This is a genomic window from Streptomyces rugosispiralis (assembly GCF_024505145.1).
In the GTDB taxonomy this organism is placed as follows: Bacteria; Actinomycetota; Actinomycetes; order Streptomycetales; family Streptomycetaceae; genus Streptomyces; species Streptomyces rugosispiralis.
Map to the genome: position 1 here is coordinate 111,583 of NZ_JANIAA010000031.1, position 12,803 is coordinate 124,385.

The following is a 12,803-nucleotide window of genomic DNA, read 5'->3' on the forward strand; positions in this document are numbered from 1 at the left end:
GGCTTGTTGCACTACCCGTCGAGGTCCGCAAACTGCAGCAACTGAGCCAAGTCGTCTTCCTTCTCCGAGGGGGAGGTGAGTGCGTCCATGACGAGGGAGCTGACAATGGTGACCAGGTCGCGGCTGCCGCTGGTGTTCAGCTCGCCCTGGATGAAGTTGAGACCGGCATTGGCATACTCCTCAAAGATCTTGATCCGCTCCGCCAGGCGCTCATCGGCCAGGATTTTCGGGTCGTCGTGAGCTTCTGCCGCGGCAATCATGTCGATGAGGACATCGCCGTACTGCCTGCCGTCCATGAGAGCCAGGCGGATTGACTCGCCAGCCTTGTCGAAGGGGGCGGGCTTGCCCTTCCGGCGGCCGAGGGCCGCGGCGAACATCAGGGCGTCGACCATGGCGCGGAAGGGGCCGTCCTTGCCGGTCAGGTCACTGAGCAACTGCTCGTGTACCGCTGGCCTACGGAAGCGATCTTCGGCTGCCATCAGACGGTCACCTCTTCCAGAAGGGTGCGCTCGAAGTCGCCGTGCGTCACGTACGGGACGGTGCGGTTGTTGATCTCGATCGTCTCCTCGGCAGCGTCCCTGTTGGGCGTCACTGAGCGGAGGACGTACATCCGGGTCGCGGCGCCCTGCAGGTGCTCCATGACCTTGCCGCGTGCCTGAGACTGCGACAGCAGCGTGACGATCTGCGAGGTGAGTTTAGGCAGCGCCGCGGAGATGTCCTCCTGGTAAGTCAGGTCGAGGCTGCCGAAGGGCGCGTCCATGACGACCGGGTATATGCCGCCCTCATCGAGGATTTCCTCACTGTTGTTGTTCTTGCGCTCGTGGATCTCATGGGCCAGTTCGGAGACGGCGCCGACGAAGGAGAGCCCCAGTACCTGGTTCTCACCGGTGCTGCGGATGGCCACGCCTGCGGGCGAAGTCAGCTGCAGCTCGAAGGCGGGTGTGAGTACCGGGGTGTGCGACTTGATGTAGATGCGAGAGAACACCTCCTTGACTTTCGCGTCAAGACGGAGGCGTACCTCCTCGGTCTTCACCTCTAGGACCTCGCTGAAGGCATCCAAGACCTCGTTGACGAGGTTGACCTGCTGCTGCACCCTGCGGGACTCTTCGTCGGCCGCCTCGGCGGAGCGGAAGCGCCGCTTGACCTTCTCGATTTCCAGGTCAAGCTCGGCAACAATCTCCTCGAGACGCCGGTGCTCCGACATGGCAGCTATGCGCTTCTCGTCGTACTCCTTGCGGTTCTGCTCCAGGCGCTGCACATCCTGCACGTCGACACCTTGGAGCTGCCGGTCGACCTCGCTCCTTTCGGCATCGAGACGTGCAATGGTGTCCTCACATGCCTGCATGTCCTCGGCGGACTGACGCAGCTCCTCCAGCAGGGCTCGGCGTGCGTCCCCCAGGTGCTTCATCTGACCACTGACGTACATCCAGCGGGCTTCGACATCAGCAAGGCCGGCGTTGTAGCGACGCTTGTCAAGTTCTTCGAATGCTGGTGAGCCGGGCGCAACAGGGGTGCCGCACATGCACCGGCCCTCCTCTATCAGGCCGTCGATGAAGTCCCGCTGGATGCCGGCGGGCAGCTCACGCCGACGGCGCATCCCGTCGGCGAGGTCGATAACTGTTTCATCGACCCCACCAGTGAAGGCCAGGAAGCCCCCCTTCGATAGGAGGTCTCGCTTGCGGGCTAGCCGTTCCTGTAGCCGCACCTGCTCGTCAGCTGTCTGCTTGCCGATTCGCTGGCGTTCTTTCTGAAGCGGCGCGGCCTGCTCATTGTCCCGGAGCGCCCGCTCCATCGCCTCGACCTGAGCCTTGTAACTGCTGATGTCCCGCGACACCTCGAGCGCCCGCTCGCGGGTGTCCATCTGACGCTGTTCCAGCTGCTCTTGATCGTCGCGCAACTGCTGTAGACGGGTGCCGCCGTCCTTGCCCAGCTCCTTGGCCAGCCGCCGAGCAGCCTTCGGCAGGTGATCGTTGATCGCGCGCTCGATGGCCTCCAGCCCTAGGAGCGTCTTGATCGCTTGCTTGACCTCACCGTTGTTCTCCTCAGCAGTGAACATCTTTTCCATGCGCTCACCGTTGAAGAAGAAGAAACGTCGCAGGGCTTCCGGCAGGATCTTCTCGATGCGATCTTGACCGTTCGGGACCTGGTGACTCTCACCGCGGCGCACCTCGGTGACAACGAGCCGCGGTGTCACTGGACCTTGTTCATCGGCGTCCTTGACCACCGAAACCTCACGCAGGACGGCGAAGATAGTGCCATCGTGCTCGAACTCCAGCTTGACGGAGGCACTCACGGGCTCCCCGAAGCCCGTGTCCGCCCACTTCTGGTCGTGCACCACACGATGCTGCTGCTCCACGTCGGCGGAGAACGTCCCGTAAAGGGCCCAGGTGAAGGCGTTGAGAAGCGTCGTCTTGCCAGCACCGTTGTTGCCGAAGACGAGGACGGTCGGCTTGTCGTCGTCGACGTCGAGCTCAAGGACCTGACGGCCATAGAAGGCACGGAAGTTGTCGAGGGTGAGTTTGAGGAGCTTCACTTCGTCAGCTCCCGCGTCGCATCGACGATCTTTTGAACGAGCATCGTCGGGTTCTTGATGTGCAGGTTCTCCCGTTCCAGTCCCATGACGTTCTTGGCGAGCTTCATTGCCTCCGGCGACAGCGCGCCGAGGATCGCCTCCGCTGTCCTCTGGTCACTCAAGGGAACCCCTCCGGCAAGTGGTGTGGTTTTCGGGTCGGTCATGGGGATGGTCAGGCATCGAGAAGTCCATAACGGATGCGGAGCGGCCGCAGGATGTCGAGAGTCTCGGCTTCGTTGTCGGCGAGGTGGGCGAACTCGGTGACGCGAGTCAGTTCGCGGCGGACCATGCGGCGCTCGGTCTCGCGCCGTATCCAGGTGGCGTCCTCGGGCGGTACGACGATGAAGTCGACGATGTCCGCCCGCTGCTTCCCGGGCGCCTGCCGGAGCACGCGCCCGCGCCGCTGAATGAACTGGCGTGGGTTGGACGAGCTGGCTAGCAGATACGCGGTCCGGGCCGCTGGGACGTCCACACCTTCGTCGAGACACCGCATGGACGCGATGACCTTGAGCTCGCGGTCGGTGAAGCGCCTGAGGACCTCCTTCCGCTCGGACCGGGGCGTTTCAGAGGTATAGCGCGCTGCTGACATGCGCAGTTGGTTGCCGACGAGGTCCAGTGCCTGGTCCAGTTGTGTGGGCTCGTCGGGCACGCCATCCTCGTAGCTGAGGGGATGACGGCCCTCCGCGCAGTACAGCAGCTGGTACCAGTCATCGTGACGTTTTGCTACCTGCTCCCTGATGGCGTCGAGCTTGCCGCGAGCATGGCCCAAAATGTTGGCCCGCTTGCGGAGCAGTGCACCTAGCGGGCTGTCGTCGTCCGCCTCATCGGTGAATTCCTGCGTGACCAGGACCTTGGCGATCTTCTCGGTCACCTCGACGTACAGTTCGGTCTCCAACGCATCAAGTTCGACCACGACCGGCGTGTAGCTATAGCGGCAGAGCGCCCCGGCTCGGATGGCATCGCCGATGCCCATCTCGAAGACGACGTCGCCGAAGTACCCGGTGAGGGCGGCTGTCCCTTCGTCGTCGAACCATCGCTCAGGCGTGGCCGAGAGCCCCAAGCGAAACGATGCGCTCTCGGGCAGCACGGTCCGCAAATGCCTGGCGCCGAGGTTGTGCACCTCGTCGGCGACCAACAGCAGACGTCCCCTGTACCTGTCGAGTACGCCTTGGAATGCGGCCTCCCCAAAAGTCTTGTTGGTGGTGATGACGACGCCGCCTCGGGCGGCACCCAACGCCAGGGCGTCGAGCAGGTGGGAGGCCCTCCGGTACCAGCTGTCAGTGGACTCGTAAGCCCGTACCGGCGTCACACCGAACCAGGTGACGTCCGCCGCCCACTGGTCCACCAGGTGCTGGTAGGGCACGACCACCACGGTGAGGAGGGGCTGACCCTGCCCGCGCAGTGCCTTGCCCAATTGGGTCGCCGCCGCCAGGGCGGTCAGGGTCTTGCCCGTGCCGGTAGCCATGCGGAAAATGCCCCGGCCTTGGTTGGTGATCCAGGCCTTCACCGCTTCCTTCTGGTAGCCACGGAATCGGAGTTCCGCGGGAATTGTGAGCATTCCGGCGGAGTCCTGTGGCGTAATGGAGATCGGAGCGCCGTTTGCCGGGACCTCGTCCGCACTGGTCTGGTCGGGTGCCTCGCGGGCGCACCGTTCGATGATGACCGTGGCTGCGTCGGTGAACGGCATGACCCGCAGCATGGGCGTGCGGTCGTGCCACAGATCGTCGAAGTCCCGGCTGATGCGGAGGGCCCGTTCGCGGTCCCGGTCGTCCCAACTGCGGAAGACCTCGATGGCCTCGAAGTTCCCAACCAGCCCGGACAGCGTCTCGTTGGCGCTCCCCTTGTAAGCGACGAGATCATGTGCGTCCCGGAAGAGGCCGATCTTCTCGTGGTACATGCCGACGCGATTGCCCGAAGCCACGTAGGCGAGCTTGATGTCGAGTCGGCCCTCGGCAATGAGCGTGCCCAGTTTTCCCAGGCCCTTCGCCGCCCGCGGGTCCTGCACGGCGCGTTCGAGGTCACGGAGAGCTGCTTTCTCCAGCACGGTACGCAATGCGTAACCGCTCTCGATCTCCGCGATGTCGTCTGGCTGGAGATACGGTGAAGCGACGAGACGCATCGTGCCGCCCCGCTCGGTGAAATGGTTCAGCCCCTCTCCGAGCACGGCGAGGGCGGAGGCGGTGAAGTAGCCGACGGCGCGGTCGTACCGGTCGGCTGCGCGCAGGGCCGGGACGTAGAGGTCCGCAACGACGTCACTGCGGTCGCTGCGGTAGTCACCGCGCAGGTCACAGTCTCGGAGGTAGGTGGTGGTAGTCATCAGAAGTCCAGCCCCATGTCCTTCATCAGCTCGACGGCGGAGGGCACGTGGTCCGCAGTGACTGAGGCGGCCTTGCTCGTCGGCTGCTGCCAGCGCCTCTGCTCGGGCCCTACGTCGGACAAGCGGCGCACAACGCCCCCGCGTGAGGTGAACGGGGCGGAGGACATGGTCTGCCTCACGCTTGACTCCTTGATGGTGAAATCCCTGGTCAGCTTCTTGATCACCTCATAAGAGGGCACTGCGCCCCCAGCTTCGTCCACCATGTCGGCGACGAGCTCCCGGAGCGGCTTGTAGACGGGCATACCCCACTCACTGAGAGCCCACGTGTCGCGGTCGCTGCGGTGAAAACGAATGTCGGCGTCGAGCTCCCGCCTCAGCGGCGTCAGCCTCCTGGTCGGGGCACAGCGGTGTCTCAGATCCTGCGTGGACAGTGGGTGCCCCGCCTCCACGAGTGCTGATTCGACGGTGTCCATGACCGTCGTGTCGCTCGCAGCTGGGGCCGTGGACGCGGCGTCGCCCGGCCTTGTCGCACCGTTGGACTGCGCAGTCCGGGGCGCCTGGTCCGTCGGCACGGTCGTTTCTACGCCGCTGTCAGGACACACGGTCGGGACTACCGAGTCCGGTGTCGTCCCGAGACGGCGCGCGGGAGCACTCGTTGCGGGGACCGGGACCTCGACGTCACCCACGCCGAGGCACCATCGTCCGTCCTCTCCGACGTATGCCCCGCTCACCTGACGGGCGAGCTGCTGCAGCTCACCCTGCAGGCGTTCGGCGTTGAGCAAGAAGGTGCCGAGGTCGTCGACCACTCCCTGCTCCACGTACAGTGCTCGCAGGCGGGCGAGCGCTCCCCACAGAGGATCGGCAACGTCGCCGTGCTCCTCATGGGGGGTCCCCGACTCCACATCCGTGTAGTGCTGATGAGGAACCTTCGCGGACGTGATCGACGCGGGGGCAGCATCGCGGCTGACCAGGGCATGCGAAGCGCTGACTCCACGGGGGTCGGTGCTGAGGGACACCACTTGGTGGGTCATGACGAGGAGACCCGACCGTGCCAGCCATCGGCGCAGGCGGCTCTGCTCAGACCCGATCCGCACGCCAGCGTCCCGCAGGAGCCGTTCCGCTGTCCCCAACGCCATGGTCTCGTCAGGCTCCATGTTCAGGGCATCCAGTGTCTTCTGCTGCTCGCGCTGGATGTCTCCGTCGAAGACCCACCCGTCCCTCCTGGAACCAGGCCAAATGAGCCCGCAGAGGAGATCGAGGACGGTGAGACCACCGTCGTCCGTGACCTCCACGGCGAGCTGCGGGTATCGAGAGGTCAAGTCCTCCTCAATGACCGGGTGGGCGATTTCGCGTTCGACGACCGCAACAGCGTGGCGCAACCCTGCGTCCTCCTCGATGACGTCCTGCAGGGACTGCGGCAGATCGTTCCGACGCCGGTGGATGACGTGCCTGAAGGTGTGCAGCTCCGATGCGAGCGAGTCCAGCGGCCTGGGATCAGTGGCGCAGACGTGTTCCTCGACGATGATCTGTTCCAGGTCGTGCAACCCGCGGTACCACTTCGCGATCTTGTCCACTTTCCACCCCGCTCGTCCCCGCTACTCGACCGGTACGCGGCCCCCAGTGCAGCCCCGTACGGCTATCCCCTGGGTGCACACACGCTGCGTGCACCCGCTGAACCCCGCACTCGCCCCCTGGGAGCGGGTGCACGAGGCCGACCTTGTCTATGCGGTCGCCGTCTACTCCTCGGTAGCTGTGGTCGCCCCCGCCTCCAACGAGTCCTCCCTCGAGCGCTGCGACGGCACCTTCAGGGAGGCAGCCCAGCGGCGGTACCGCTCCTCATCCAGGTAGAACCAGTCGCGGAGGGCCCGCATCAGCGCCTTGTGGGACATTTCCTCTGCGAGCGGCTCCAGCTTAGTCTGGGGGGTACCGGGGCGACTGGTCTTCAAAGCACCGAGGTTCTGACGAATCAGCAACTGCAAATAGAAGGCGCGCGCCGCGTGCAAGGTCTCGGAGAAGTCGTGTCGATCCGGGAACCACGGGCTGACGTGCTCCCAGGCCGCTGGCGTGTCCAGAGCCTGCATCCAGAAGTAGCGGAAGTAGACCGCTTGGGGCGTGTCCATGTTGCTGATCTGGTTGAGCGGGTTGGTGATGTCGCTCTTGCTGTTGCTGAAGGCCACCTTACGGTCCCGGCCCTTGCCGTGCTCCTGGGTGAAGTATGCGTTCCAACCGTCGACGAGGGCTGAGGCGAAGGCGGGTAGCTCGCTGAGGTCCACTGATCCCTGCTGCTTGCGCAGCTCCCAGAGTGTGCCCAGGGTCAGCATCTGCCCGATCTGGCAGGCCTGGGTGTTGAAGACGGCGAACGCCGCCTTGGAGCGCTTAATGTTGTTCGACGTGGCCGAGTCGAGGTACTCCTTCGCCCGGAGCTGTTCGAAGTCCTGCTCTCGCTTGTCCAGGGACTCCCAAGCGACGATGACGTCCGACTTGCTGGGCTTGCCACCGTCCGCCTTCTTCTCGATGAAGTCGTCGTGACTGGCCCGCAGGGTCCAGAAGACGCCGACACCGCTGAAGAGCGCGTCGTAGGCGAGGGTCAGGCTGCTGTCGTCGCGGTGCCAGGATTCCTTCAGACCCGTCAGGGCCCTCGCGTGCGCTGCGTAGGGGGTTGTGGTCGACAACAGTGTCAGGATGGCGCGTCCCCACGTGGCTGCGAAGCGATCGGTGATGGTATCGACTTGCCCCAGAGGGAAGCTGCCGTTGCCGAGCTCATCGCGCTGGTACGGGAAGCCGCCGTCATCGATCACCTCATCGAAGAGCGTCGCGACCTCAAGCTGAGAGCGCAGGAAGCCGTCCTGCTCGCGAACGTTGGGTCGCCCCGGCCCCGGTTTGGAGGTGACGTTCTGCAACTGCCGCGCCGGACCGAAGAGGAGGCGCTCGACGATCGCCTTCAGCACGGTAATGCTTGTCAGAACCGACCAGCGGGCCGGTCGGCTGGCATTGACCTGCGGGTTGTCGTACTCGACCGCGTACAGCGGCAGGAGTTCGCCGCGGTCGCCACCGCGCAGCTCGCTGAGGAGGCGCCGAGTGAGGATGTTCTTGAGCTCGGCGTCGGAGAGCAGGATGATGCGCGCCTCCGAAGGCGGTCGAGCCTCCTTGTTGACGTCAACGAAGAGTTTGCGGGCCGCCTCGTGCGGTTTGGCATGCTCGCCTGTCTGCTCTGGGAACCAGCACACTGTCACCGGCACCTCGACTCTGCTCAGGTCGACGACGCCGCCCCGCTCGTCCAGCAGCTGTTGGACCTGGTGCTCGTAGAAAGAGCGGTACTTGGCACCGCTGGAACCCTGCCAGCTCTTGGTCATGGTGCGCTCGACCGCGAGGAGTGCCATCGCGCGGTGCTGGCCGTCGAGGACCACGAGCTGGGCCTCGGCGCTGTTCCACCACAACTTCCCGATGCTGCCGGGGTGGAGCTGGCCGCCCGGCGCCAGGCGCTGTACCTGGAACGAATCCCCGGCGCGTTGCTGCAGCCACTCCGCTCCATCATCCGGGACGAGGACGGGTTCGGCTTCGAGGGGAGCGAAGCGGGAGGGGCGTTTGCTGCGGAAGGGCAGCAGGACCGCCACCACGGGTGGGAAGAAGGCCGGCCCGTTCGCCTGCTCGTTCATGAGATAGGGGATCAGTTGGACCGCGACACGGTGATCGTCCAGGTCCCGCTGCAGCAACTGGTTGAAGTCGAGGTCCCCGGCCTCCATCACTTCGCGGACCGGAGCGAGGCTCTTGGTGAGGCGGCGCTCGGGGTCGTTGGCGTCTTCACCGAGCCGCGCCTTGGTCATGATGTAGTCGACGCGTCCCGCGGGCGTCGTGAAGCTGCCCCACGTGCCCTGCACATGGTCCAGGAACCTCGGTTGCGATCCCATTCCGTACATAGACTTACTACTTCCCCCTCCGCATATGGTGCGCATGGCGCGTGCAGGTCGTCGAGTTGACCATACGAATCCCCTTCGATGGCCACCTTTGCCTGAATTGGGACATACCTGTGCCCGTGTCGGTAACCGACCTCCCTCACTCCTTGAAGCGTTCCTTGAGGTATGCGTCCGTGAAGATGCCCCAGTAGCTGCGCAGGCCATCGAACTGGTCGGTGTCAGAGTGCATGCCTTCTGCACGGGCGAAGGCCATGATCAGCAGATCGATGGCGTCCCTGGCCCGACCGGCGAGGTCGATCACGTCCTCAGGGGCCATGCCCTCAGCCCCCTCGTCCGCAACCTTCTTGATCGGCGCATAGACCTCCCGGAAGAAGGCATGCCGCTTGTTGAGCTTGACGAGCGATTTTCCGTTGAGGTGGTTGATGTCGAGCAGCTCCTTGCCAGGCCAAGAGAAACCCAACAAAGAGACGGGCTTCGTCTCGATGAGCTCGCGGATCTGGGCTACGCGAGCCGCGTAGCCGTCCTCCTCGGGATCGAGGTCCAGGTCGTCGATCGTTTGCCTGGTCACCTCTTCTTGTTCCTCTGAGGTGACCGTCCGCCCGGCCTGCCCCTTGGGGAGCTGTGCCTCGGCCGCCTCGGCGATACTCATACTCCCGGCGTGCTCACCTTGTTCGACACGGCGCTTGATGTCCTGGTACTGCCAGTACGCTCGGATGTCGCGCCGTGCCTGGCGTACTGGCCGCTCCAGCCACTTGCGCAGTTCCTCACGGAGTTTGCTCACAGGCTCAGCACCACGCTTCACGTGCCGGACCTGGAAGTACTCATCCAGTTCGGCTGGGAAGCTCACCTCGATGCCGACGTAGCGGTTCACCTTGTCAGTGCGTCCCCCCTCGATGAGTTTGGGGACGATGTCGTAGTAGATCTCCCGCCCGTTCCGCAAGATGCTGACCTTGCCGGCGTTCTCGTTGTTGATCTGAAACTCGCGGATGTCCTGGCCCACGGAGTCGTAGTTGCCGCCAGCGCCGGAGAAGGGGCGGAATTCTTCGGGGACCACGGTGACGGTGACGTGCACCTTCTCGCCGTCCACCAAGAGGTCGGCTTCCTCGATGATCGTCCCGCGGGGGTCCTTCGGCCTGTACTTGTCGATGATCCGTGGGTTGTCCATCAGGAACAGCGGATCGTGCAGGGTGACCTTCTTGCCTTGGATCTCGATGGTCCGACCTGTGTCCAAGTACTTGCGGTAGGCGCGCGCGATGAACTTCCGCAGGTCCTGGATCTTCTCCGGGAGCGCGGTTCCGTAGCGCCCCCCGCCAGCGAGGCGGTCGATCTTCCCAAAGACGACGACGGTTCCGGATGTGAAATCGTTGCCCTTACCGTTACGGTCCCTGCTTGTTGTGTCCTTCATCAGCGGCGCAGCGGCTGCGGGCCACGTCTCGACCGTGGAAGTCGACGTGAAGCGCTGCTTGCCCTCACGGATCTCCTGGAGGTCGAAGTAGCTGTGGTAGATCTGTGGGTCACCGGCGCGCTTGGTGTAGATGTCGATGCGCTCGCCGAGGCTGAGACCTGCAAGTTTGAGACCCACCCCGAAACGACCGAGACCCTTGCGCTGGCCGTAACGGGTGCTGTACCCCATGGACAGCACGTGGTGGAGTATCGCGGGGTCGATACCCGTCCCGTTGTCGGCGAAGATGAGCTGCTCGATCGACTTCCTGTCAGGCGAGTAGACGGGCTCCAGGCGCAAGATCGTCGCGTCCGCCTCGATGGAGTTGTCGAGAGGCTCGCCAGCGGCAGCGGTGAGATCGAAGCCGGCGTCTCGCATGGACTCGAGTGCGGTGTCGACCTGGATGAGGTCACCACGGAACTCATCAGGTGACAGGAAGAGGGGGTGTGTCGTCACTTCGACTCCTCGGACTGTTGGAGGTGGAGTGGGGCAGGCCACTGGCTGTGGAGCGTTGGCCTGGCCCAGAGTTCGAGTGGGTGCGTGTTGCTGCGGCTCTGGGTCAGGCACTGCTAACCGATGCCCCTCAAGCGGCAGGGTCCACTACGGCCCAAAGCTGTCGGGCCTGCCGTCGGCAGCGACTGATGCGCTCCCGCATCCTGGCCACCGGAACGTCTTCCTGCTCGGCGAGCGTCACTGCGTCCCGCCCTCGGACGAGTTGCGTCAGCAGTGTCCGGTCCGTGTCCTTGAGACCAGGCTCCGCGCTGACCCAGGCGCACATCTCGATCTCGTCGTAGGCGGTCTCGATGCAGCCGGGTTCCTGACCTCCAATCGGCAGCTCGGCGTGCGGAGCGATCGCCTTCCGGCGTTCGATCGTCTCGTAGGCATGACCGAGGGCGGAGCGGATTAGGAAAGGCGTCGGCTGGTCGACTTGAGGCTTGCGGATCAGCTCGTCCAGGGCGCGTTCGATTCGTTCCAGTCCGTAGGCGTCACTGGTGCGCAGGGCTTGAGATTGAAGCTGTTGGACAGCAGTGACGACGGCGTCACTCATCATGGGTGTGCACTCCGGTGTCTGTTTGCGGGCCCCAAGCGGTTCGGTGGCTCGCGAGCGAGGAGGGCGGTGCTATGTAGTTGTCGTGCCGAGTGTAGAGCCCGGTGCTGACAACTGGTCTGGGTTGTCTGGGTGCTGCTGAGTTGGTCTTACTAATCAAGGTCGGGTGAGCTGCCTGATTCTTGCGCGTGGCTGGGTACTTTTCAAAGTAACTTCTTGGCCCCACACGCGTGCTGATGGGCAATCTGGGCTCGTCTTGGCAGGTACAGCGCCTTGGACATGACCAATCTGCTGTCATCGTCGTACTGATGTTCCGTCATCCCAAGTCGGGTCGGCATGTGCTGCTGGTGCAGGGTCGCCGGAGGTCGTCGCATCAGTCCTCAGGTTGCATGAAGGACGGTTGCTGAGGTCGTCGCAGGGCGGCAATGGCCTTGGCCCGGTGATCTCCCTCTGACCGTTTCGCTCCCGTGTCGATGGCTGCTCGTTGCTCCGGGAATCTGTGCCGGTCAGGTGCCTGTCTACTGCACGTGCTCAGTTCATCCACCTGTCGAGGAGTGGTTTCACGTGGCTCGGTCGGATTTACGTGCTTTGTTCCGCTCTGATGATCGCGAGCTGAAGGCGGTCGACTTCTTCGCCGACCGGCGCGATGAGTGGGACACGGTGGCCGCGAGTCTCATACGGCACACGCAGTGGGTGCAGGAGCCCGGGTTCGATGTAGAGGACCTGGAGGCTCCTCGGCGCAACGTAGTCGTCTTCTACGGTGGGTGGCACCGGCAAGTCCGCACTGTCGCGTGCCCTGGCCGAGCACCTGGTGGACAGCGAGCGTCACGAGAGTGACTGGTCTCCGCTCGACCCGCAGGTGGGACGGGTGGTGCCGGTTAGGGTGGACCTGTCCCGGGTTCGGGCGGTGACTTCGAGTCCTTGGCGCTGGCTCTGGTCCGGGAAGCGGTTCGGGAGGCCGACTCCACCAGCGAAGACCGCTGGAGCGAGGCGGACTGGCGTAGAGCAGCGCAGCGGACGTTCGACGCCCTGGGGCGTGAGACGTCCGGAGACCGCCTTCACCTGGTTGCTGCTTTGCGGCAGGGCATGAGGCTGGCCCGTGATTACGAGCTGGACCTCGACTGGCTGGCAGATGCGGCGTTCCGCTACGTTGGCGACTTCGTCTGGGAGCCCATCGAGCTTCCCGCCCTTCCGCCTGCCGAGGCTGACGGAAATGTGATTGCCAGTGCTGCGGAGGCGCTGGTTGCCGCACTGTCCGCGATCGCACAGCGCCAGCGCAGGCACCGCGGCTGGACCGCCGAGCAGCTCCACACCGTTCTGGCATCGGACCGTTTGCCCGAGCGGTTGCTGGAGTTGCCGCGATACTTCCCCGCGGAGTGCGATCGGGACCTTGGGAACTTCGAAAGCTCCCTGGAGGGCATGCGGCAGGTTGTCGATGCTGGGGGCGGCTGGCTCCCACGGCTGCGCGGGGCCTCGTGCATCTGGCCCGTCGGGTGGGGCGGTTCCCGCAG

Annotated in this window: 8 protein-coding genes and 1 pseudogene; 1 reads left to right on the forward strand and 8 read right to left on the reverse strand. The window is 64.5% G+C overall.

The features are described from left to right. Nucleotides 1-11: 11 nt before the first annotated feature. From NP777_RS33775 to NP777_RS33810, 8 genes are all read right to left on the reverse strand, one after another. Nucleotides 12-479: a DNA phosphorothioation-associated protein 4 gene (locus tag NP777_RS33775; protein ID WP_256653979.1), complete on the reverse strand. Its 468-nt coding sequence runs from the start codon at nt 477-479 to the stop codon at nt 12-14. Beyond that, nucleotides 479-2,533, reverse strand: coding sequence for an AAA family ATPase (locus NP777_RS33780; protein WP_256653980.1), 2,055 nt, complete (start codon nt 2,531-2,533; stop codon nt 479-481). Before NP777_RS33780 ends, NP777_RS33775 begins: the two co-directional genes overlap by 1 nt. After that, nucleotides 2,530-2,736, reverse strand: a complete 207-nt coding sequence (locus tag NP777_RS33785) for a hypothetical protein (protein WP_256653981.1) — start codon at nt 2,734-2,736, stop codon at nt 2,530-2,532. Before NP777_RS33785 ends, NP777_RS33780 begins: the two co-directional genes overlap by 4 nt. A gap of 8 nt (nt 2,737-2,744) precedes the next feature. Beyond that, entirely contained in the window at nt 2,745-4,889 is a 2,145-nt protein-coding gene (locus tag NP777_RS33790) for a DEAD/DEAH box helicase family protein (RefSeq protein WP_256653982.1), read from the reverse strand. Then, entirely contained in the window at nt 4,889-6,463 is a 1,575-nt protein-coding gene (locus NP777_RS33795; protein ID WP_256653983.1) for a hypothetical protein, read from the reverse strand. Before NP777_RS33795 ends, NP777_RS33790 begins: the two co-directional genes overlap by 1 nt. Before the next feature lie 162 nt (nt 6,464-6,625). Further along, entirely contained in the window at nt 6,626-8,797 is a 2,172-nt protein-coding gene (locus NP777_RS33800) for a DNA sulfur modification protein DndB (protein WP_256653984.1), read from the reverse strand. A gap of 145 nt (nt 8,798-8,942) precedes the next feature. Further along, nucleotides 8,943-10,700, reverse strand: a complete 1,758-nt coding sequence (locus NP777_RS33805; RefSeq protein WP_256653985.1) for an ATP-binding protein — start codon at nt 10,698-10,700, stop codon at nt 8,943-8,945. Nucleotides 10,701-10,827: 127 nt separating this feature from the next. Continuing rightward, on the reverse strand, nt 10,828-11,295 hold the full coding sequence (locus tag NP777_RS33810; protein WP_256653986.1) for a hypothetical protein: 468 nt from the start codon (nt 11,293-11,295) through the stop codon (nt 10,828-10,830). Nucleotides 11,296-12,213: 918 nt separating this feature from the next. Between NP777_RS33810 and NP777_RS33815 the strand changes: the two are divergent. After that, nucleotides 12,214-12,803: pseudogene (locus NP777_RS33815) on the forward strand (ATP/GTP-binding protein); the annotation flags it as partial.